Origin of the sequence: Denitrobacterium detoxificans, from assembly GCF_001643775.1 — a bacterium.
Classification (GTDB): Bacteria; Actinomycetota; Coriobacteriia; order Coriobacteriales; family Eggerthellaceae; genus Denitrobacterium; species Denitrobacterium detoxificans.
This window is the reverse complement of sequence record NZ_CP011402.1, coordinates 1,610,515-1,632,814: the sequence shown is the minus strand read 5'-3', so window position 1 is coordinate 1,632,814 and position 22,300 is coordinate 1,610,515. Positions and strand designations below refer to the sequence as shown.

At 59.4% G+C, this 22,300-nt stretch carries 19 protein-coding genes and 1 other RNA gene; 16 read left to right on the top strand and 4 right to left on the bottom strand.

The window, feature by feature from the left end:
• Positions 1 to 29: 29 nt before the first annotated feature.
• The 4 genes from AAY81_RS06910 (at position 30) to AAY81_RS06895 (ending at position 2,854) form a co-directional block, all read left to right on the top strand.
• Complete coding sequence (locus AAY81_RS06910) at positions 30 to 719, top strand: YggS family pyridoxal phosphate-dependent enzyme (protein WP_066663122.1); 690 nt, start codon at positions 30 to 32, stop codon at positions 717 to 719.
• Between the two features lie 78 nt (positions 720 to 797).
• The gene (locus tag AAY81_RS06905; RefSeq protein ID WP_066663119.1) at positions 798 to 1,754 is read left to right on the top strand and encodes a cell division protein SepF; all 957 of its coding nucleotides are present in this window, start codon (positions 798 to 800) and stop codon (positions 1,752 to 1,754) included.
• Positions 1,754 to 2,011 carry a YggT family protein gene (locus AAY81_RS06900; RefSeq protein WP_066663115.1) on the top strand — a complete coding sequence of 86 codons (258 nt, stop codon included), beginning with the start codon at positions 1,754 to 1,756 and terminating at the stop codon, positions 2,009 to 2,011. Before AAY81_RS06905 ends, AAY81_RS06900 begins: the two co-directional genes overlap by 1 nt.
• A 36-nt stretch (positions 2,012 to 2,047) precedes the next feature.
• Positions 2,048 to 2,854, top strand: coding sequence for a DivIVA domain-containing protein (locus AAY81_RS06895; protein ID WP_066663112.1), 807 nt, complete (start codon positions 2,048 to 2,050; stop codon positions 2,852 to 2,854).
• A gap of 183 nt (positions 2,855 to 3,037) precedes the next feature.
• Here the strand turns inward: AAY81_RS06895 and AAY81_RS06890 are convergent, their stop codons facing one another.
• Positions 3,038 to 3,709, bottom strand: coding sequence for a thiamine diphosphokinase (locus AAY81_RS06890; protein ID WP_066663109.1), 672 nt, complete (start codon positions 3,707 to 3,709; stop codon positions 3,038 to 3,040).
• 61 nt (positions 3,710 to 3,770) lie between these two features.
• On the opposite strand from AAY81_RS06890, the gene rnpB reads away from it, so the two are divergent.
• From rnpB to AAY81_RS10700, 4 genes are all read left to right on the top strand, one after another.
• Positions 3,771 to 4,113, top strand: an RNA gene (rnpB, locus tag AAY81_RS06885) — RNase P RNA component class A.
• 145 nt (positions 4,114 to 4,258) lie between these two features.
• The gene (thiD, locus tag AAY81_RS06880; RefSeq protein ID WP_205630815.1) at positions 4,259 to 5,056 is read left to right on the top strand and encodes a bifunctional hydroxymethylpyrimidine kinase/phosphomethylpyrimidine kinase; all 798 of its coding nucleotides are present in this window, start codon (positions 4,259 to 4,261) and stop codon (positions 5,054 to 5,056) included.
• 102 nt (positions 5,057 to 5,158) lie between these two features.
• Positions 5,159 to 6,325 (top strand): class I adenylate-forming enzyme family protein, encoded by a 1,167-nt coding sequence (locus AAY81_RS06875; RefSeq protein WP_256210023.1) that lies wholly within the window; start codon positions 5,159 to 5,161, stop codon positions 6,323 to 6,325.
• Positions 6,208 to 6,792, top strand: a complete 585-nt coding sequence (locus AAY81_RS10700) for a class I adenylate-forming enzyme family protein (protein ID WP_256210022.1) — start codon at positions 6,208 to 6,210, stop codon at positions 6,790 to 6,792. Before AAY81_RS06875 ends, AAY81_RS10700 begins: the two co-directional genes overlap by 118 nt.
• A 158-nt stretch (positions 6,793 to 6,950) precedes the next feature.
• On the opposite strand, the gene AAY81_RS06870 is transcribed toward AAY81_RS10700, so the two are convergent.
• From AAY81_RS06870 to AAY81_RS06860, 3 genes are all read right to left on the bottom strand, one after another.
• The gene (locus tag AAY81_RS06870; protein WP_066663106.1) at positions 6,951 to 8,582 is read right to left on the bottom strand and encodes an amidohydrolase; all 1,632 of its coding nucleotides are present in this window, start codon (positions 8,580 to 8,582) and stop codon (positions 6,951 to 6,953) included.
• 321 nt (positions 8,583 to 8,903) lie between these two features.
• A complete protein-coding gene (locus tag AAY81_RS06865; RefSeq protein WP_169815803.1) occupies positions 8,904 to 10,592 on the bottom strand; it encodes an FAD-binding protein in 1,689 nt (562 codons plus the stop codon).
• 217 nt (positions 10,593 to 10,809) lie between these two features.
• The gene (locus AAY81_RS06860) at positions 10,810 to 12,381 is read right to left on the bottom strand and encodes a response regulator transcription factor (protein ID WP_066663101.1); all 1,572 of its coding nucleotides are present in this window, start codon (positions 12,379 to 12,381) and stop codon (positions 10,810 to 10,812) included.
• A gap of 244 nt (positions 12,382 to 12,625) precedes the next feature.
• Between AAY81_RS06860 and AAY81_RS06855 the strand changes: the two genes are divergently transcribed.
• The 8 genes from AAY81_RS06855 to AAY81_RS06820 all read left to right on the top strand — a co-directional run bounded on the left by AAY81_RS06855 (position 12,626) and on the right by AAY81_RS06820 (position 22,276).
• Positions 12,626 to 13,393 carry an SDR family NAD(P)-dependent oxidoreductase gene (locus tag AAY81_RS06855; protein ID WP_066665092.1) on the top strand — a complete coding sequence of 256 codons (768 nt, stop codon included), beginning with the start codon at positions 12,626 to 12,628 and terminating at the stop codon, positions 13,391 to 13,393.
• Between the two features lie 24 nt (positions 13,394 to 13,417).
• On the top strand, positions 13,418 to 13,780 hold the full coding sequence (locus tag AAY81_RS06850) for an arsenate reductase family protein (RefSeq protein ID WP_066663098.1): 363 nt from the start codon (positions 13,418 to 13,420) through the stop codon (positions 13,778 to 13,780).
• Positions 13,781 to 13,792: 12 nt separating this feature from the next.
• Positions 13,793 to 14,737 carry a MarR family winged helix-turn-helix transcriptional regulator gene (locus tag AAY81_RS06845; RefSeq protein WP_066663095.1) on the top strand — a complete coding sequence of 315 codons (945 nt, stop codon included), beginning with the start codon at positions 13,793 to 13,795 and terminating at the stop codon, positions 14,735 to 14,737.
• A gap of 144 nt (positions 14,738 to 14,881) precedes the next feature.
• Positions 14,882 to 16,465: an FAD-dependent oxidoreductase gene (locus AAY81_RS06840; protein WP_066663084.1), complete on the top strand. Its 1,584-nt coding sequence runs from the start codon at positions 14,882 to 14,884 to the stop codon at positions 16,463 to 16,465.
• A 315-nt stretch (positions 16,466 to 16,780) separates the two neighbouring features.
• The gene (fsa, locus tag AAY81_RS06835) at positions 16,781 to 17,461 is read left to right on the top strand and encodes a fructose-6-phosphate aldolase (RefSeq protein ID WP_066665088.1); all 681 of its coding nucleotides are present in this window, start codon (positions 16,781 to 16,783) and stop codon (positions 17,459 to 17,461) included.
• Positions 17,458 to 19,179 (top strand): transcription termination factor Rho, encoded by a 1,722-nt coding sequence (rho, locus tag AAY81_RS06830; protein ID WP_066663083.1) that lies wholly within the window; start codon positions 17,458 to 17,460, stop codon positions 19,177 to 19,179. Before fsa ends, rho begins: the two co-directional genes overlap by 4 nt.
• 54 nt (positions 19,180 to 19,233) lie before the next feature.
• Positions 19,234 to 20,274: a signal peptide peptidase SppA gene (gene sppA / locus AAY81_RS06825; protein ID WP_177168507.1), complete on the top strand. Its 1,041-nt coding sequence runs from the start codon at positions 19,234 to 19,236 to the stop codon at positions 20,272 to 20,274.
• Positions 20,255 to 22,276, top strand: coding sequence for a class I tRNA ligase family protein (locus tag AAY81_RS06820; protein ID WP_066663078.1), 2,022 nt, complete (start codon positions 20,255 to 20,257; stop codon positions 22,274 to 22,276). The genes sppA and AAY81_RS06820 overlap by 20 nt, the downstream gene beginning before the upstream one ends.
• The last annotated feature ends 24 nt before the right edge of the window (positions 22,277 to 22,300 follow it).

The window sequence follows — 22,300 nt, the reverse complement described above, 5'->3', positions numbered from 1 at the left end:
TATAAACGAGAAAGAAGGCTTACCGAGTAATGACAATTTCCCAGCAGTATACGCGCGTTGCCGCCGAAGTGGCCCAGGCATGCCGTGATTGCGGACGCGATCCTTCCCAGGTCACGCTCTTGGCGGTTTCCAAGACGGTGCAGGCTCCGCGTGTGCAGGAGGCCATCGACGCCGGGGCATGCGCTTTCGGCGAGAATCGCCCCGAACAGCTTATGGAAAAGCATGCCGCGTATCCCAGCCAGCAATGGCATTTCATCGGGAACCTGCAGTCGAGGCGCATTCACGACATCGTTCCCTGCGCCACGCTCATGCATTCGGTATACAAGGCCTCTCATCTTCCCAAGATTGATGCGGCTGCGCAGCAGGTGGGAAAGGTGCAGGATATCCTGCTTGAAGTGAACGTCTCGGGTGAGGAGAGCAAGGGTGGCATCGCTCCCGCGCAGATAAACGATCTGCTTTCCGTGGCCGAGGGTCTGGCGCACGTGCGCGTGCGTGGTCTTATGACCATGGCGCCTCGCGGCGATATGGAAATCGCCCGCGAAACGTTCGCTCATCTGCGAGAATTGGAACATAAGATCAACCGCGAATGGCGCGGTGCACAGGGTTCGCCCTTGTCTGAACTTTCTATGGGCATGAGTGAAGACTGGCGTTGTGCCATTTCAGAGGGGTCTACTATAGTACGTATTGGACGCGCTATCTTCAGTGAGGATTTCGCCTGAGAAGGGGTAGTTAATCCGCCACGGCGGAATTTGTTGGAGAATCGCGCATAACGCGCATTCGGATAGGATGGAGCAGCCATGGCATTGTCAGGATTCGGACGTTCGGGGCAGGGCTCGGGCATGTTTGACGGCATCAAGAACAAGCTCGGCCTGGGCGGCAATGGCGCCTACGACGATGAGTACGCCGACGGATACGATGAATATGACGAGTACGAAGAATACGAAGACGATTACGAGGATGCCCCTGCGGGTTCTGCGTACGATTCGTATCAGCCCGTTACCACGCGTTCCGCTGGGTCGCGTCGCCGTAGTACCTACGGTAGCGCTTCCACGGGCGATGTAACCGAGCGCCGCACCACGGCCTCTCATCCCGCATTGGTAAGCATCGACGACGTGCGTGCGAACACGCCGCGTCCGCGTTCTCTTTCGCGCGATACGTCGCGTCGTTCTTCCAGCTTGGGTCGTGCAAGCGTTGGTCGTGCCAGCGACTTCACCCCTTCGGGTGCTGAAATCGACGGCATTCCCGCGCAGGAGCGTCCCGAGGAAGATCCCATTGCATCCACCACGCGCACCGCGCGTTCTGGCGGCTACAACTCGCTTTTCGATTCTTCGCCCACGCGTGCGGCCCTCCAGCCCACCAGCAAGGAGAAAAGCGCTCCCGGCTCTGCCGTGGGGCAGGGCACGCATGCCGCGCGTTACAACCGTCCTACCGGTTCGTACGATCCCTACAAGGCCTACGAGGGTACGGGCGTTTCCTCCCATGCTCCCTCGCGCAAGGTCATTGTCATCGCTCCGCACGAGTACGCCGAGGTCGAAAGCGTGGCGCGTAACCTGAAGGCGGGCGACGCCGTGGTGCTTAGCCTGCACGATACGCCCAACCAGCTTTCCAAGCGCATCCTCGACTTCTCGTTTGGCGTGGCTTCCGCGCTCGATGCGGGCGTCGATGCCATCGCCGAGAAGGTATTTGCCATCACGCGCGGCAACGCGCTTACGGAAGATGAGATTCGCGACCTCCGCTCGAAGGGCGTGATGTAGTGGTCGCCTATGTCATCTACCAGGTAGGCCAGGTCTATTCGCTTCTCATCTTGGTGTATTGCGTGCTTACGTGGTTCCCCATTAGGCGCGATGGCGTTATGGCCGACATCTTCAGGTTCTTCCAGAAGATTTGCGATCCGTATCTCAATCTCTTCCGGAAGCTGCTTCCGCCCATTGGCGGCGCAATCGATGTCTCGCCCATAATTGCGCTGGTTGTATTACAATTACTCGTAGGTTTGCTGGTTCGTCTGTTCTAGGCGCTCTGAACAGCATAAGAAATGAAAGGGTTTCCCATGGCACTCACTTCTGCTGATGTGAACAATGTGAGCTTCTCCATCGACCGCAAGGGTTACAACGTCGACGAGGTCGATGTCTTCCTGGAGCGCATCGCTGCCGAACTCGACGACCAGGCCCATCGCATTGAACAGCTTTTGGTCGAGCTCGAAGACGCCAAGCGCGCAAGCGCCAAGGCTGCCGAGCCCGTGAAGGCCGAAATCGTTGGCGGTGGCGCTACCAGCGCCGATATTGCCGAGCGCGACGCCCGCATCCGCGAGCTGGAAGCTCAGGTTGCCGACCACAAGGCTGAAGACTCCGCCATCGCCCAGGCGCTCATCATCGCTCAGCGTTCTGCCGACGAAATCCTGGCAAACGCCAATGGCGCTGCGGAAACCACCCGTCAAGATGCCCAGAACGAGGCTCAGCGCATTTTGGACAAGGCGAACGAGGAAAAGCAGCGCGTGCTCGAGCAGATCAAGAAGCTCGAAGACGACCGCGAGGCCGCGCGCGACCGCTTCACCGATATGCTTTCCGATTTCATCGGCAGCTCTCAGGACATCCTGTCCGACCTGCAGGCTGGCAAGGCTGGCGCCGCTCGCGGTAGCCACATCATCTCTTCCAGCCGCACCCTTACGCCGCCGGTTTCCTCGGGTGCCGATGCCTACGGTTACGCTGGCGAATCTACCGCCGCTGCGTACACCACGCCTACGGTTTCCTCCGCTGCCGTGGTTACGCCCGCTACGCCCAAGGCCACGAACGTGGAAAAGGACTTCAGCGGCTTCGGTGATACCGACGACGGCTTCGAATTCGACGACGTCGACTAAGCGCAATCCAATTGCCTAGCATGCGGGGTTGGGAAACCAGCCCCGCTTTTTTGCGCCCACATGCGGCGTTATGGCATGTTTGGGTGGGCAGTGCGCTTTCGTTCGCTTTCGCGCGCATGCGCAATAGCGCCTATTGGCACATGTCGTCTGCGCGGTTGTCTTTAGGGCCCGATGCGGAGCAAGCTAACGCTTGATGTGTTCCCAGGCGCCCAGAGGGAAGCATACGAGGAGCGAACCGCTTTCCACTAGTACGCTTGCCTCGGTGCCAGTGAATTCATTCGAGACTCCGCGCGAGATGTCGTTGCGGAGTGGTTCGTGCTCAAGCGTATAGGCGAGACCCTGTTCGGTAACGCAGTCGGCTGGTCCGCCGCAGGCAAAGACAGAAATGCAGCGCCCGTAGCTACCCTCGTCGAGCGGGGTAGGGTCGAATGCCTCGAAGTCGATGCGGCGCACGCCTTGCGCGGATAGCGCCGTGATGGCGAAGGTATCGCCAATGCCAAAGGCGCGTACGCCAAAGCTGGCAAGGCCGGCCAGCAGCTGCAGGTTCGCGATGGTGTGATCGAGTCGCCGCGACAGGCAGCCATAGAGCAGCAGTTCATCGCAGCCTTCCTCGCGTGCGGCGCGACAGGCGAGTTCCATGTCGGTTTCGTCTTTGATAGGGGGAAAGACGCGCGTGCTGCCAAGCGTGGGTACGTATCCCAGCGAGTCGAAATCGCCCAGGGCGATATCGGGCTTGATGCCCGCACGTTCAAGTTGCGCATATCCGCCATCGACGGCAATCGTGCAGTGGATGTCCTGCTTGGCGTAGTGATCAGCATTGAAATCTACGGCTCCCACCAGTGCGGCCCTGCGCATACGTGCTCCTTGTTTGTACTTCGGGATATGGCCTTGGTATGTTTGCTAGAATACCGTACCTGAAGCGGGTCGGACAACTGCGGGCCTTTTAGGCATGAGGAAAGTCCGGGCTTCATAGGGCAGGATGCCAGCTAACGGCTGGGCGGGGCGACCCGATGGAAAGTGCCACAGAAAAGAAGACTCCAGCTTTCGGGCTGGAAAAGCTGAAACGGTGCGGTAAGAGCGCACCAGTGCGTCGGCAACGGCGTAGCTTGGTAAACCCCATCCGAAGCAAGCGCAAATAGGAGTGCTATGCGGTGGCCCGCCGTGCACTCGGGTTGCGTGCTCGAGGCGCATCGCAAGATGCGTCCTAGATAAATAGTTGTCTTAAACGACAGAACCCGGCTTATAGACCCGCTTCATTCTCCTTGCTTTCGCGTTCTGCGCTTTGTGTCTTTCTCAATTAACGCCGCTCTCGAATATGTGGACGTTCTGTGTACGAAAATGGGCTACACTAGGACAAAGGAACGCGGCAATTGGCCGCATCATCGGGGGAAAGAGGAGATGCGCATGATTCCGGCAGTGCTATCCATCGCGGGTTCCGATTCTAGTGGCGGCGCAGGCATCCAGGCCGACATAAAGACGATTATCGCTCATGGCCTTTACGCCGAAACGGCCATAACCGCCGTCACGGCTCAGAACACCCAGGGTGTCTTCGGCGTGGTGGAATGCGATCCGAAGTTCGTTTCGTTGCAAGTGAAAACGGTATTCGACGATATTCGCCCCAATGCGGTGAAGGTTGGCATGGTGGGGTCGAGCGGCATCGTGAATGCCATTGCCGAGTCGCTCGTGGAAGCACAGGCCACGAACATCGTGCTCGATCCGGTGATGGTTGCCTCCAGTGGTTCGGTGCTCATGGCCGACGAAGCGGTCGACGCGCTCATTGAGAAGCTGCTTCCCCTGGCTGACATCGTTACGCCCAACATCCCCGAAGCGGTCGTGCTTGCCCAGCACGCCATTTCCAGCGAAGAGGATATGGCTACGGCTGCTCGCAAGATTCAGGAAGCCATGGGCGGGGAAGGCAAGTGGGTTCTGGTGAAGGGCGGGCATCTGGAAAATGCCGCTGACGACCTGCTGCTTACCGAGCATGGTCGCGAGGTGTGGCTGCGTCATAAGCATATCGATACGCCGAATACGCATGGTGCGGGCTGCACGCTTTCCAGTGCCATCGCCTGTGGCCTGGCGCGCGACTTCGATATGCAGTCTGCTGTTTCGAAGGCGAAGACCTACATCACGGGTGCGCTCGAGCACGATCCGGGCTTGGGGCAGGGAAGTGGCCCCATCGACCATATGTGGGAGACGCGCTAGTCTTCGTATCCTTGTGTAAACCAGCAGTTCATCGATATCGCGGGGCGTTTTCGCCCCGCGTGCGCTACTATGCTGCATAGTGCTAAAGCGAGAGGAAACCACATGCCCATTACCGACCTTCTGCGACGCAATGCAGTGCAGTACCGCGATGAGATTGCCCTCATCGAGCGCAATCCTGCCATTCAAGAACCCATCCGTGTGACCTGGCGCGATTACGACCTCATCCAGTCCACGGAAACGCAGCCGTATCGCCGCACCATTACGTGGGGCGTGTTCGACGAAAAGGCGAATCGCTTTGCCAACCTGCTCCTTTCCCGCGGCGTGGGTTCGGGCGACAAGGTGGCCATCCTGCTCATGAACTGCCTGGAATGGCTGCCCATCTACTTTGGCGTGCTGAAATGCGGCGCAACGGTTGTTCCTCTCAATTTCCGCTATACCTCCGACGAGATTGCCTACTGCATGGACAAGGCGAACGTCGACGTGCTTGTCTTCGGGCCCGAGTTTACGGGTCGTGTGGAAGAGATTGTTCCGCGCCACGCTGCGCATCGCCTGCTGTTCTACGTGGGCGACGATTGCCCCACGTTCGCGGAAAACTATGGCGTGCTGGCCAACAACTGCCCCAGCTCCGACCCCATGATTCCCATTACGGAAGATGACGATGCGGCCATCTACTTCAGCAGTGGCACCACGGGCTTCCCGAAGGCCATTTTGCATGCCCATCGTAGCCTGTCGCAGTCGGCCGTAATGGAGCAGAAGCACCATGGTCAGACGCACGACGATACGTTTCTGCTCATTCCGCCGCTTTACCATACGGGTGCGAAGATGCACTGGTTTGGCAGCCTGGTGGCGGGAAGCCCTGCGGTCATTTTGCGTGGCATCAAGCCCCACATCATCTTTGACGCCATCAGCGAAGAGCATTGCACGATCGTATGGCTGCTCGTTCCCTGGGCGCAGGACATCTTGGTGGCAATCGAATCGGGTCAGCTGAAGCTGGAGGATTTCGAACTCGACCAGTGGCGCCTCATGCACATTGGCGCGCAGCCGGTGCCGAAGAGCCTCATCAGCCGCTGGGAGCGCATTTCCCGCATCATCAGTACGATACGAACTACGGCCTTTCCGAATCGACGGGTCCTGGCTGTGTGCATTTGGGCGTGGAGAACATCGATCATGTGGGCGCCATTGGCGTGCCTGGCTACGGCTGGGAAGCGCGCGTGGTTGACGAAGCGGGCAACGAGGTGCCACAGGGCCAGGTGGGCGAGCTTGCCGTGAAGGGCCCGGGCATCATGCGCTGCTATTATGGCGATCCCGAGGAAACGGCGAAGACCATTCGCGATGGTTGGCTGTTCACGGGTGATATGGCGCGACTCGACGACGATGGCTTCCTATGGCTGGTCGACCGCAAGAAGGACGTGGTCATTAGCGGTGGCGAGAACATCTATCCCGTTCAGATCGAGGACTTCCTTTCCGCGCATCCGGCCATCAAGGACGTGGCGGTTATTGGTCTGCCCGACGAACGCCTGGGCGAGATCACGTGTGCTGTGGTGGAGCTAAAGCCGGGCGAGCAGCTGAGCGAGGACGCGTTCAACGACTTCTGTCTATCGCTTCCGCGCTACAAGCGTCCGCGCAAGGTTATCTTCGCCGACGTGCCCCGCAATGCCACGGGCAAGATCGAAAAGCCGCGTTTGCGCCAAATGTATGGCGTGGAGCATTTGGTCGCCGAAGAAAACCAAGCCTAGCGCGCACATCTGGCGGCGCATTAGGCGCTCCAAGCTCTAGTCGTTGGCCTTAGCCAACTCCTTCGCTTGTCGGGCCTACTGCGCTCGCCAGCTGCACGCTTTTCGGTCCCGCTCGTTTTCTCGGTAGCGAAAGCTCGGGGTCGCAGGGCGATGGTTTGCTATTTTCCTTGATAGACGCAGCGGCCGCCGAGGTAGGTGGCTTGGACGGTTGCGTCTAGGATGGCTTCGGGCTCGCAGGATATGAGGTTCGTGTCCCAGATGACGAAGTCGGCGAGCTTACCGGGTTCGATGGTTCCCAGTTCGTCTTCGCGACCGCAGGCGCGTGTGCTGCCCAGCGTGTAGGCGCGCAGGGCTTCTGCTTGCGTAATGCGCTCGGTGGGCAGCCAGCCTTCTTCGGGTTGCTGCGAGGGTAGGAACTGGCGCGTTACGGCGGTGAACAGGCCGGCGCGCGGATCGATGTCCACGACGGGGCTGTCGGTGCCAAAGGCGAGCGTTGCGCCCGTGTCTAGCAGCGTGCGGAAAGGCCACATGTACGGTACGCGCTGCGGTCCCAGGTCGGCTTCGGGGGCGCCGGGGTCGAGCGTGATGTGCATGGGCTGCACGGCGGCTACGACATCGAGCTGCGCTAGCCGTGCGATATCGGCGGGCTGGAAGTTTTCCAGGTGCTCGATGCAGTGGTGCTTTCCCTGGGGAAGTGGCCCTGCTGCCTCGCGTGCATCTTCGAAGATGTCGAGGATGACGTGAATCGCTTCGTCTCCAATTGCATGCACGCGAACAGGCTGGCCCATACGCTGGGCTTTCATTACCAGTTCGCGCATCTTGTTGGGGTCGATAGTGGGTCGGCCGCAGTCGTGCTCGCTGAGCGCGTTCGTGTAGGGCTCCTTCACCCAGGCGGTATGCTGGCTCGAAACGCCGTCGAAGAACTGCTTGAACCCGCAGGCGCGCATCTTGCCTTCCGTATAGGATTCCTGCATGCGCGTAAGGCGGCTCGTGTCTTCCAGGAGCGTGGGGAACATGTGCACACGGATGTTCAGATCGTTGCGTCGTTCGAGCTCTGCAAAGATGTCGTCGCGTACGAAGTCGAGGCCGGGCAGTGCCATGAGCGACATATCGCAGATGCTTGTGATGCCATGCGCCACGCAGCGATTGATGAGCGCGCGGTATGCGCTTGCCAGTTCGTCGGGCGTGAATGATTCCACGATGCGGGGCATGAGCGCCATGGCGGCTGCTTCGTGGACAAGGCCCGTGAGCTCGCCCTTTTCGTCGCGTTCGTAGCTGCCGCCTTCGGGGTCGGGCGAGTCGTTACGGATGTCCAGCTGCTGCAAGGCGTAGCTGTTCAGCCAGAGCGTGTGGGCATCGCCCGAGTACATGGCAACGGGCTGGTTAGGGTAGACGGCGTCGAGCGAGTGCTTGGTGGGAAGCGTCGAGGGGTTCCAGTGGGCGTTGCGCCAGCCTTGGCAGAGTAGCCAGCTGCCCTCGGGACGTCGTGCGGCCAGGGGCGCAAGCGCGGCGACGCAATCCTGCTCGCTTGTTCCGCAGTAGCGCATGGCCAGGGGCGATGCGTAGAGCGCGGAATGGAAGAAGTGCAGGTGCGAATCGTGTAGCCCAGGGCAGACGAATGCTTCGCCTGCGTCGATGATGCGCGTAGAACATTGCGCGTAGGTCATCATGTCCGCTTCGCTGCCCACGGCCATGATACGTTCGCCCTGAATGGCGAAGGCTCCGGGTTGGGCCGTGTCGTCCAGGCCCGTGAACAGGTTTTTCGTAATGACGATAGCGTCAGCGAACATAGTGCACCTTTCTACTCTCACGGGCAGAGTGTAGCACTCGTACCGACGCGTGCGTGCCATCCTTCGGATGAGTGGGGTGAGTGGGATAAGCAGGATGGGTGGGGTTTCCTTTCGAAGGGAATTTCCGGAAATCCCAGGGGTAGGGCTCCAAGGGGATAGGAGCCCTAGGAACCCCTTGCGCGCAAAGCGTGCGACCCGGCAATCGCGTGGGAGGGAAACGATGCCGGGTCGCGAGAAACACGGTGAGGGGGTTGTCCGTGCATTCTATTGTTGCAACCCCCGCTGGCGTAGGGGGAGACCAGCGGGGTGCAAAGGGATTGGCTACTTCATACCGAGCATGTTCAGGATTGCGTGGCGCGCCTCGGTGGCGGTGCGACCGCTGGCGATGCCGGGGATGAGCTCGGGGTAGTTGTCGCTGAAGAAACCGCCCGTGCAATTGCCCGCAGCCCAGAGACCCTCGATGATCTCGCCGTCTTCGGTGATCAGGTGGCAGTCGGTGTCGATGCGCAGGCCGTCGAGCGTGCAGAGCAGCGCGCTGCCCACGCGGCATCCGCAGTAGGGCGGAGTGGTAAGGGCAAGCATGTCCTTCGCGTCCTTGCCGAACTGCGTATCTTCGCCTGCTGCGCACATGGCGTTGTACTCGTTCACGGTGTTCACGAACTCATCGACGGGGATCTCGAGCTTCTGGGCCAGTTCCTCGAGCGTATCGCATTCGAAGATGATGCCCTGCTGCTTCAGGCCCATGTTCATGCCCTCGATGGCCTCGTAGGTGAACGACCAGGCGTCGGGCGTGGGGCTTGGCTCGATGCGCGAGCAGCACAGCGTGTGGAACTGCTTTACGTGGTCCTTCCAATTTGCGTCCCAGATGGAGCACCATACATGGTCCTTCTGGATGCTCGCCGATGCAATCATGCTGTCATAGGGAACATCTTCGTTGCCAATGCGCTTGCCCTGCGTGTTTACCTTCAGGAACGGCTGGCTTCCCATCCAAAAGAGCTGGCCCTGAACGGGGAAGCCCGTTTCGGCGCCAGGCGCCAGGCCGCCGCGGTCGAAGAGCATGGCGGTGGGGTCGGGGTCCTTTACGCCGCCAGCCCAAATGCCCGCTTTCATGCCTGCGCCGTCGTTCTGCATCATATACTGCGCGCAGGCAACGGTGACGGAGGCGGCCGGGTTCAGCGTTTCCATGAGCTCGGCACTGCCTTCGTAGCCACCCGTGCAGAGCAGCACGCCCTTGCTGGCGGTGATGCGCGCGTAGCCATCCTTCGTCTTTGCGATGCAGCCTACGACCTTGCTGCCTTCCTTTACGAACTGCACGAGCTCGGTGTTGTACATGAACTGCGCGCCTTGCTTCTGGGCGATTTCCACCAGAATGGGGCCCATGCTGGGCGTGGCCGCCGAATTGTCGGCTTTCTCCTCGGGGATATGCTCGACCATCGAAGTGGGCCATGCGCGATAGCAGCCATGCCAGCCGCTTCCCACGTCGGGTTCGGCCGTCATGCGTACGCCTTCGGGCTCGACGACGCCGCAGAACCAGTCGAACCATTCGCCGCTTTCGTTGATCCACAGGTTGATGAGCGATTGGTTGGCGCGACCGCTTGCGTAGCGCATGATGTCGTTGGCGAGCGCTTGCTTGTCGATTGTCACGCCCGCGTCCTTCTGCACCTGCGAATCGACGGCACCGGGGAAGGTGCGGAAGAGGCCATAGGTGCCCGTCTTCTCGATGACCAGAACATCGGCTCCCTGCTCCGAGGCAACGAGTGCTGCCGTCATGCCGGCATGACCGCAGCCGCAAACGAGGATCTCGGTCTCGATTTCCTGAGAAATGGTAAACGACGATTCGTCGGCGGGTTCGCCCCACCAGTTTTCAGACGTGGTAGTCGTGCTTGCTTCGGCCGTGCGCGTGGAAGCCGCCTTGGGCGATGCGCATCCCGCGAGAGCCGTGGTTGCAAGCGACCCTCCCGCGATTGCAGCTCCCGTTAGAAACGACCTACGTGATACGGAATGATTCATATTCTCCTCCATTCGATGCCTTGCATTCGCGGTGGGCAAGCCATTGCGAATGCCTTCGGGGCGAGTGTAGGAATTTCGGCGGAGGAGCGTATACCGCTAAAAGGGTGATATTTGTTATCCCAGGTGAAGTGCGTGTTCTAGGGTAATTGGGTGATTGGTTGCAGGAAAATGGTGCGCTGCACGGGGTGCGATTTCGCGTTGGGGTACCGCGCAAACGCTAGGGGCGCATGCTCTCGATAAGGTCGAGCAGCTCTTGGCGACTGCCCACGTTCGTCTTTGCGTAGATGTGCTTGATATGCGTCTTCACGGTGTTTTGCGAAATGAACAATTCGTCGCGGATGTAGGGAACCGAACGACCACGCATGAGGTAAGCGATGATTTCGCGTTCGCGTGGCGTGATGCCGTAGAAGCGATAGAACTCCTCGTCGGGTTCAATGGGCTCGTCGGATTCTTCGGCTGGGGTGGCTTTCTCGTTTGGTATGGGTGCGTCGAGTTGTACCGAAGCTTCGGGCGTGGAATTGATGGCCGCAGCGGGGTTCGACATGGATGCGGTCGTTGTGTCTCCCTTTGCCTGCCTATTGCTTGCAAGGCCCGGAAGCATGACCACAAGGGCGATGACGATGATGAGCAGCGCAACACCGGAGATGTGCATTGTGGGGATGGGGGCGATGCCGAAGGCGCGTGTGTACCCTGCGGCTGCAAGCGAGCCAAGGGCCGATCCTATGTCAAACAAGGCGTATCCGCCCAAGAATACCGTAAGTGCTTGCGCTGCGTTTGTGCGCATGGCGCGGCAGAGGCAAATCCACGTGAATTCGGAAATGACGATGAGCGCTGCGTTGAGTGCGAGCGACGATAGCGCCATGGGCGCACCAATGATGATAAGCGAGCATGCAAGTGCGATGAGGGGCATCTGCCATCGAAAGATGAATGCGAGCGTAACGCTTGGCGAAACGCGCAGGAAAAGCCAAGTGAGCAACGCGGCAAGCAGAAACGATGACAGAACGACGAGAGGGTAGAGCTGGCTTCCCAGCTCGGAGAGCGGGTTAGCAACGAAGGGCGTGATGAGGAACGCGCAGAAGGCTGGGGCGGTGAGCCCCATCGCCATTTTGGCGATGCGAATCGTGCTTTCGGGCCGGTCGGCGGGCCCATACATGAGGCTGAGCACGGAATGGGCAAGCGTGTCTTTGCTTGGATTCTCTTTGGCGGGTGGTTCGTGGAGATGCGGGGTGCGCTTCGCCGACCAGCTTACGGCGGCGATGGAGCAAGCGGCCGATAGAAGCGGAATTGCCTGGGCGCATAGGAAACGAATGGTGGCGGGAAGGGCAAGGAGCACGGCTGCGCCCACTACCGAAACAAACATCGAGCGCAGGATGGCGTGTTCGGCTTCGCCCGTTTCGAGCGCTGCGTAGAACTGGGCCCACGACGCCCAGAGCCATGATACGCTCAGCCCCGAGACGATGGCGCCGCATATGCCAATTGCGGTGATGTCCCATGTCATGAGGATGGTTCCCAGGGATGCTAGGACTGCGGCCGCGCCAATGGTTGCGCGGGAGGATGCGAAGGCGCTTCTCATACGCGCCGTGCGCGACAGGTCGGCAAGGGCAATCATGCCAATGGCCTGCGCGATGGCAAAGGAAATCCAGGCGACGCTCGTGACGTCGAGTGCAACGCCGCGTGAGAATACTTGCGTGCTGTCGAGCGAAAACGAGACGAAGTTCCAAAGCACGAGCAAGTTGAACCCGGTGTAGCAGTACCAGGGCATGTTTCCTTTGCGTTCGATCTGCGACATGCGACCCTCCTTCGCATAGCGATTTGGGTATTCTCTCACGTATTCGATAGGAATGTATAGTGCCTCTTCCTTTTTCGAAAAAGGAAACGATAGAGCGGCTTTCGTGCTGGTCTACGTTTGGTTCTCCCAGGTCGAAGGCAGTCTGCGTCTGCAATGGTCTGCCTTTTTCAAAAAAGGAAACGGATTGGTGATGTGCGCGGGTTTCGCATTGAGCTTCCTTGGGCGTCGCGCTACCATTGCCCCCATGAATATTGCAATCATTACAGGAGCGTCCAGCGGTCTTGGCCGTGAGTACGCGCGTGCCGCCGATGAAAGCGGCCGCTACGACGAGCTTTGGGTAATCGCGCGGCGTGCCGAGCGATTGGAAGAGCTGGCGAACGCGTGCGCTACGCCCGTTCGCGCCATTTCCCTCGACCTGGCCCAAGCGAATGCAATTGAAGAACTATCCGCCCTCTTGCAGCGCGAAAAGCCTACGGTTGGTTTGTTGGTCAATGCGGCTGGCTTTGGAAAGTTCGGCACGTACGCCGACCTCACCGCTGCCGAAGTGTCGAGTATGATCACCGTGAACTGCAACGCGCTTGTCTGCCTTACTCAGGCGGTGCTGCCGTTCATGACGCGTGGAAGTCGCATTCTGCAAATCGCCTCGAGCGCGGCGTTTCAGCCGCTACCAGGTTTGGACGTGTATGCGGCAACGAAGGCGTTCGTGCTTTCGTATACGCGCGCGCTTCGTTTTGAATTGCGGGGTCGTGGCATCTACGTGACGGCCGTATGTCCTATCTGGGTGCGCACCGAATTCATCGATGTGGCACGTCAGACGGCCAATGGCACAACCGTGAAGAATCCCGCTCCCAGCATTTCGCCCGAACGCGTCGTGCGTTGGTCTCTGTTCGTGAATCGCGTGAACTATCCCGTTGCCACGTGTTGCGTCAGCGGGGTCATCATGCGCATCGCTGGTAAAATCTTGCCAGCTCCGCTTGAGATGTGGGCTTGGGAGGGCTTGCGTCGACTGTAGTATCCTCGCGTGAAAGGGCTGAACATGGCTGTCTTGTTTTTGGAATACCCGAAATGCAGCACGTGCCGCAAGGCGCGCGTATGGCTTGAGCAACATGGCGTTGCGTTCGAGGCGAGGCATATTGTCGAGCAGAATCCCACGGCCGACGAACTTCGTGCATGGCATGCGCTCAGCGGTCTTCCTATCAGGCGTTTCTTCAATACGAGCGGCATGCTCTACCGGCAGCGCAATATCAAGGCGCTGCTTGATGACGGGCTTGACGACGAGGGTTGTTATAACCTGCTTGCTGAAGATGGCATGCTCGTGAAGCGGCCCGTCGTGGTGGGCCCCGATTTCGTGTTGCTGGGCTTCCGCGAGGCCGAATGGGAAAGCGCCCTGCTGGGGTAGCGTGTCTTGGCGATGAGCCTAAAGCAAGAAAAGGGCAACGTGCCGGCTGGGTCTTCCATACCGTTTAGCATGCAAGCATCCACGGTTATCTACGAGCACGTCAAGCGCATCTCGCGTTTTCTTAAGTGCGAGTACGCCCTTCGTTACAACGCTTTCTCCCTGCTCCTGAGCATGTTGGAGGTCGGCCAACCTGTTTCTGTTGCTGAGCTCGTGGACTACCTCATGCTGAGTCGCAATACCGTTCTGCCGCTGCTTTTGGATGCTGAAGATCGGGGCTTCGTGTCTAAAGCGGATGATGAGACCGACGCGCGCTACATGATGTGCGCTCTTACCGATTCGGGCGAAGCCTTCGTACGTGAAGCGTGCCGTGGCGTTTCTACTATGCTCCAAGAGACATTTCTGTCTGCTTTGCCAGCCAGCGAATTCGAGCTCTTTTCCATGATTGACAGAGGGCTCGTCAATTTGAGAGGGCATGACGTACCGGGCTTTGGAATGGATGCGCGTAATGGGGCCGGCCGGAACGAGGAAGGCGAGTTCTTTTCTTCGGGGTACTTTGTGGAATGGCGCGTTCTCGTTGACCAGTGGAAGCGCATTCTGCGTGATGGTTGCGGGCTGTCCTTCGATGAGTATCGCATTCTCGACGTCCTATCGGGTCGGGGAAGCATGATGCTGAGCGATGTTGCCGCGTACCTCTGCCTGCAGAAGAGCGGCCTTTCCCTGTATAAGGACAATCTTATTCGTCTGGGCCTCGTTATGCAGCGCGTCGACCCCTTCGATGCGCGTCGTATGGTTCTTCGCTGTACGCCGAAGGGGGTGCGTGTGGCTTCGAGCGCACGTGATGAACTCGATGCCGTTACGCAGAAGGCCCATTGTGGGTTAAGCGAGTCGGGCGAAGTCGTGTTGGCTGCGTGGTATACCCGCATGCACAGCAATCTGCGTCTGTCTTCCCGAAAATAGGCATACGACTGTAACTATCTGCGCCTTCGACTGTCGTCATGACAGTTCCATCAGGTGTTTTATAGCCACATATCCAAATTGATATAACGATTTTTCGTTTCTACCATGTGCGTCATTGGTGGCATACATAAGAGAGGGTTTCATATGACGCAGGTGAAGATGAATCGTAGGGCGTTTCTTGCGGGGTCCGCGATGGCGGCGGTGTCTGCCGTGGGCTTGGCTTCGTGTGCGCCTTCCGCAAAGAGCGCGAAGACCAAGGAGGCGAGCGCCGAGGTGCAACGCGTCTCGCTCGACCCGCAGGCTGAATCGGTGGATGTGGTCGTGGTTGGCGCGGGCATATCGGGCTTGGCTGCGTGCGTGCAGGCGTCCGAAAACGGCCAATCGGTCATCGTTCTCGAAAAGGGCGGAGCCGCCGGTGGCAACGGCATGGGAACCGAGGGAATCTTCGCGGTGGGTTCCACGCTTCAGAAGGAACAGGGAATCGAGATTTCCGCAAGCGAAATCGTGCATACCGAGTTGAGCGAATCGCAATGGCGCAGTAGCGGCTCCCTTTGGTACGACCTGGTAAGTAAGTCGGCTGATAACTTCGCGTGGTTGCAGAAACAGGGCATGCAGTTTAGCGGCGTGGTCGACAATTATCATGTTGGTCTCTATAACACCATGCATTGGTGGAAGGATAACGCGGGTGCGGTTGGGTACGTGCCGCCTATGCAGGCCGCTGCCGAAGCGAATGGCGTCGAGTTTCGCTTCAATTCCCCTGCGACGCAGCTCATCGAGGAGGATGGCAAAATCGTCGGCGTCGTGGTCGATGGCAAGGATGGCGAGTACCAGATTCAGGCAAAGGCCATCATCCTCGCTTCGGGTGGCATTGGCGCGAATCCGGAGTACCTGAAGGAAACGGGTTGGACGCAGGAAAAAGTCGACGAGATGATGATCGTCTGCTCTCCCAATGTGGCGGGCGATGGGTATCGCATGGCAAGCGAAATGGGCGCGAAGAGCTTCCTTTCCGATGCTGCCATTCAATCGTTCCAAGGCGTAACGGCGTTCGGAAACGACGAGACGGTTCCCTACAACAGCCCGTTGAATGGTGGTAATGGCCTGGTTGCCCTGGGGCCTGCGCTGTGGGTCGACCAGGATGCCAATCGCTTTTGCGATGAATCCATTGCGGTGGTCTACAACATGGCGGCCAATGCCTGCGCTTGCCTGGGCAACAAGGAAAACTATGCAATCTTCGACCAGGCGTTTGTTAACGGTCTTGGCTTGGACGAGCACGACCAGGCCATCTTGGACAAGGCTACGGCGGGAGAATATCCCGAAAGCGTCTTCAGCGCGAACAGCATCGAAGAGCTTGGTAGTCATTTCGGGCTCGATACAGCGCAGCTTGCGCAAACGGTTGCTCGTTATAACGAGCTGGCCAGTGCGGGGTTTGATGCCGACCTGGGTAAGGACGCCTCGTTCTTGGCCCCCATACAGACGCCTCCGTTCTATATTGCCAAGATCGTGAACAACATCGTCGTCGTAGATGGCGGCATCACGACCAACATTCGCTGCGAGGCGCTTGACGAGGAGCTCAATCCCATTCCTGGCCTCTATGCCGTGGGGCTGGATGGGGCCATGCTTTGGCGCAACGTGTATACGCAGAACATGCCCGGTACGGCCGTGGGCAATCAGGTGAACACGGGACGCAATGCGGCAAACGCGGCGCGTGACTACATTGCTTCCCTGTAGGTGCCCACTCGGCACGTTGGAAACTGAGCCGTTAGGCCCCGTTCTGCAGACGCATGCTTTGCATGCAGGGGTTTCGGAATAAGATGCCACCCTCCGGCATCGAGCGATTGGCGTCCAGTAGGGGCGCCAATCGTTTTTTCATGCGTGCCTCGAATATGGGCTCCGTGGGTTTTTCCTTGCATCCGCACTTACGTTTGGTACTATTGAAACGTTCGCGCAGCGCATGTGTCGCGAACGTTTCCCATTTCCATATACATCATTCCGATGTATCAGCGCGTTTCGCGCAGCTATTCCCACGTTAAGGAGGAAATCCAAGTGAAGTTTTTCTTGGACACTGCCGACCTGAATGAAATCGAGGAAGCAGCGAGCTGGGGTGCCATTGCTGGCGTTACCACCAATCCTACGCTGTATTCGCGCATCGGCGGCAAGCTGAGCGACTTCCACAATCACATCAAGCGCATCTGCGACATCGTCGACGGCCCCGTTTCGGCCGAGAGCGTTGCCATGACGCGCGACGAGATCGTGCGCGACGGCCTGCAGCTGGCCGAAATCGCCGACAACGTGGTCGTGAAGGTTCCCACCATGGTGGAAGGCCTGGCCGCCACCAAGGAGCTCGCCAAGCATGGCGTGCCCGTTAACATGACGCTGTGCTTCAGCGTACCGCAGGCCGTTCTGGCCGCTCGCGCTGGCGCTCGTTACATCAGCCCCTTCATCGGCCGCTTCGACGACATCTCCGAAGATGGCCTGGAGCAGGTGGCCAACATCGTAACGGCCATCAACAACTACGACTTCACCTCGAGCACCGTCAACGGCGAGCAGGTCGAGATCATCGCCGCTTCCGTGCGTAGCGCCAATCACGTTACCCAGTGCGCGCTCATGGGTGCCGACATTGCCACCGTTCCGTTCGGCGTGCTGAAGAAGATGGTTCAGCATCCGCTTACTGACCGTGGCCTTGATTCCTTCATGAAGGACTGGGAGAAAGTGCAGAACGCATGAGTGAAACCGAACAACAGCCGGTAGCGGAAGCCGCCGAAGCGCCGAAGCGCAAGCCTCGCGCTCGTCGTGCTTCCAAGCAGGTTGATACTCCTGTGCCTGAAGGCGCCGAGGCATCGAGCCAGGCCGAAAAGCCGAAGAAGACCGCAAAGGCGGCCAAGGCCGATAAGGCCGAAAAGGCTCCGAAGCAGGACGATGCCCCCGCGCAGTCTTCCGACGCCGCGAAGTCTCCAGAGGGCGATTCCTCTTCCGCGGGTGAGCGCACGCCGCGCCGTCATTCTCGCGTGCAGACGGGCTCTCGTTCCCAGAAGCAGCAGAACGGCAAGAAGGGCAATGGCCAGAGCAACGGCAACGGTCAGAACAATGGCGGCAAGAACAACAACCGCCATCAGCGTCGTGGCCGCAATAACCGCAACGAACGTCGCGAAGTCGCGCCCAAGACCAGCCTCGAAGAGCTTTCGAAGCTGAAGGTGGCCGAGCTGCGCGAGAAGGCTGCCGAGCTCGAGATCGATTCGAAGGGCTTGCTGAAGGCCGATTTGGTTCAGGCTGTGTACGATGCCAGCGTGAAGAAGGAGGGCTTCGTCGAGGTCGAAGGCGTTCTCGACATCCTTTCCGATGGCTATGGCTTTTTGCGCACCGAGGGCTATCTGCCCGGCGAGCACGACTGCTATGTGGCTACCTCGCTCATTCGCCGCAACCATCTGCGCAAGGGCGATTACGTCCGTGGCCAGGTGCGCCCCGCGCGTGAGAACGAGAAGTTCGCCGCCATCCAGCATATTCACGCCGTGAATGGCGTGCCGCTGGAGGAAATGGGCCGTCGTCCTCATTTCAAGGACCTTACGCCTGTGTATCCCGACGAGCGTCTGAACATGGAACATGGCCGCACTACCACCACGTCGCGCGTCATCGACCTGGTCGCTCCCATCGGCAAGGGCCAGCGTGGCCTGATCGTGTCGCCTCCGAAGGCCGGCAAGACCACCGTGCTGAAGCAGATTGCGGCTGCTATCTCGGCGAACAACCCCGAAGTGCACCTTATGTGCCTGCTGGTCGACGAGCGCCCCGAAGAAGTTACCGACATGCAGCGCTCCATCAAGGGCGAGGTTATTGCCTCCACGTTCGATATGCCCTCCGACAACCACATCGCGGTTGCGGAAATGGTCATCGAGCGTGCAAAGCGCCTGGTGGAAATGGGCGAAGACGTCGTCATTCTGCTTGACAGCATCACGCGTCTGGCGCGCGCTTACAACCTGGCGCAGCCCGCCAGCGGTCGCATCCTTTCCGGTGGCGTCGACTCCACGGCTCTGTATCCGCCCAAGCGCTTCCTGGGTGCTGCCCGTAACATCGAACACGGTGGCAGCCTGACCATTCTGGCTTCCGCCCTCATCGATACGGGTTCGAAGATGGACGAAGTCATCTTCGAGGAGTTCAAGGGCACAGGCAATATGGAGCTCAAGCTCGACCGCAACCTGGCTGATCGTCGCATCTACCCGGCCATCGACCCGGTGGCCAGCGGCACGCGCAAGGAAGACCTGCTGCTCGATCCGCAGGAGGCGCCGCTCATCTGGGCCGTTCGCCGCATCCTTGCGAATATGAACAACACGGAACGCGCCATGGACATGCTCATCAAGTCCTTGAAGCAAACGGAAACCAACCAGGAATTCCTGCTGCGCACTGCCAAGAAGGCGCAGGGTCGCCGTTCCGACGACAAGTTCGAACTGTAGTAAACCGACATCCCCGCGTCCTGTGGGCGCGGGGATTCGTGTGAGGAGTGCATTGTGGCCGATCAATTCTACGCGAAGCCGGTCGCGCCCTCGTCGGCATCTGCTTCGCCCATACCCCCAACGCCTGCGTCTTCGGGTGCGCCCGAGCCGCCTCAGGTGGCGTATGCCGAACCGCCGCGTAAGCGCAGGTGGGTGGTCCCCGTCATTATTCTGGCTCTGGTGGCCGTCATCGTCTTTTCCATTGCATCGTGCACGAATGCCCTGATGGGCGGCAGTGCCGTCGAAACGTCTCAGCCGAACACGGTTGCCGTTATCGACTTGGCGGGCACCATTGAGTACGATGGCACGTCGTGCAGCCCCGAAGGGCTGAAGTACCTACTCGACCAGGCTGAATCCGATCCGAACATCGTCGCGGTCGTCCTGCGCGTGAATTCGGGTGGCGGCACGGCTACGGCGGGCGAGGAAATGGCTACGTATGTGCGCGAATTCAGCAAGCCCGTGGTGGTATCCAGTGCGTCGATAAACTGTTCGGCTGCCTACGAGATCTCCTCGCAGGCTGACTACATCTACGTGGCTCAAACCACGGAGATTGGCAGCATCGGAACCATCATGCAGTCCATCGACTACTCGCAGCTGCTTGAGCTGCTGGGCGTGGACGTAACGAACATCGCCAGCGCCGACAGCAAGGATTCCTCGTACGGCACGCGCCCCCTCACCGAAGAGGAGATCGCGTACTATCAGGACATGGTTAACCAGATCAACGACGTGTTTGTGCAGAACGTGGTCGATGGTCGTAATATGACCGAAGTCGAGGTTCGCGCGTTGGCCACGGGTTTGCCCTTCACGGGTACGCAGGCAATTGAGAATGGCCTGGCTGACGAAGTGGGCACGCGCGAAGACGCCATTGCCTACGCTGCCATGCTCGCGGGCATTAGGGATGACTCGTATTCCACTAAGAACCTGCAGATTTCACAGGATAGCCTTTACGGCCTGCTTGACCTGCTATCATCGTCAAGCAGTAATACGTCAATTACCGCTGCGGATCTTGCCGCGGCGTTGAAGGAGCTGAACGAGAATGACGGAATCGCCCAGTAGCGTGGAGTGGCCCCGGCGCGCGGTCGTTACCGCGGGCATGCCCTATGGCAACAAGCCGCTGCACTTCGGGCATGTGGGAGGCGTGTTCGTTCCCGCCGACTGCTTTGCCCGTTTCCTGCGCGATCGCATTGGCGCCGAGAACGTGCGCTTTGTCTCGGGCACCGACTGCTTCGGTTCGCCCATCAACGAGGGCTATCGCAAGCTCGTGGAAGCGGGGGAGTTCGAAGGCTCCATCGCCGACTACGTGCGTCGCAATCACGACGCCCAGAAGGCCACGCTCGACACCTATGACATCAGCCTCGACATCTTCGAGGGCAGTGGGCTCGACCATGCGGGCGAAGTACACCAGGAAATGTCGAATGACGTCATCAACCGCCTGTATCAGAACGGCTACCTGCGCAAGCAGGAGACGCTGCAGTTCTATGATGCCGAAGCCGGTACGTTCCTGAACGGCCGTCAGGTGCATGGCCGCTGCCCCGTGCAGGGTTGCAAGAGCGAAAACGCCTATGCCGACGAGTGCGATCTGGGCCATCAGTATTCTCCGGTCGACCTCATCGCGCCGCGTTCGTCCATCACGGGTGCCGTGCCCGAGATGCGCCCCGTGGTCAACTGGTATTTCGATCTGCCTGGCTTTGCCGATTACCTGCGCGAGCTGGTGCATCAGGAAGAGCTCGACCCCGACGTTCGTTCGGTTGTCACTGAAACCGTGCGCGAGTTTCTGGTTCCGCCCATCATCTTCGTCAAGAACGAGGCCTACGAGGCGTACCTGGAAGTGCAGCCGCAGTTGCCCGCGCATACATATCGCCCGGCCCAGGATGGCAAGCAGAGCTTCGAGCTGGAATTTGCCGATATCGAAGCACGCGATGCCGCACGCGACGTGCTGGCTGGGGCGTCCATCCGCTTCCGCACGGGCAAGGCGCTCGTGCCGTTCCGCATTACTGGCAACATCGAGTGGGGCGTAAAGGCCCCCGAACTGGAAGGTACCGACGGTCTTACCGTTTGGTGCTGGCCCGAAAGCCTGTGGGCTTCCATTTCGTTCACCATTGCGGCGAACGACAAGATGGGCCTGCCGCGCGACGAATGGCGCAGCTTCTGGTGCGACGACGATGCCAAGGTGTACCAGTTCATTGGCCAGGACAACATCTACTTCTATGGCGTTGCGCAGCCTGCGCTGTTCGCGGCCCTGCAGAAGGAGAACAAGCGCCTGCTGAATCCCGAAGACGACGACCTGCGTCAGACGCAGCTCATCGCCAACTACCACATGCTGCTGGGCGACAAGAAGGCCTCCTCTTCCAGTAAGGTGAAGCCTCCCACGGCCGACCAGCTGCTGGAACATTACACGGTGGAGCAGCTTCGCGCGCATTGGCTTGCCCTGGGTCTCGACCAGCGTTCCGTGGGCTTCAAGCCCAAGGCGTTCGAGCCCGATGCCGACAAGCGCACCGATCCGCGCGTGTCCGACCCCGTGCTGAAGGAAGGCGCGCTGCTCACGCGTGTGTTCAACCGCTTGGCACGTAGCTGCCTCTACGAGGCGAAGAACCACTTCGATTGCTACATGCCCCTGGGTGCGGTTACGCCCGAGGTGCGCGATCGTGCGCTCGAAGCGCTTTCGCTCTACGACGCAACCATGAAGAAGGTGGAACTGCATTCCATCCTCTCGCAGATGGACGATTTCATTCGCTATGCGAACAAGTATTGGAGCGATGGCATCCGTGTGGTGGAGGCAAACGCCGACGACGAAGCGCGTCGTCAGCTGCTCATCGACTGCTTCTACTTGCTGCGCATTGCCACGCTGCTCATGCATCCCGTGGTCCCGCGTGGCACGGAAAAGATCTGCGACTATCTGAACTTCGAGTTCGATGAGTTCTTCAGCTGGAATTACGATTTCGACAGCATGGAAGAGCTGTGCGGCACGGCGGAACTGGAAGAGAAGCGCCATTTGGTGCGCGAGCTGCCTCCCCGTACCGACTTCTTCGCACCGCATCCCTCGCAAATCAAGAAGTAGTTTTCTGCTGTGGGGGAGAGCGGG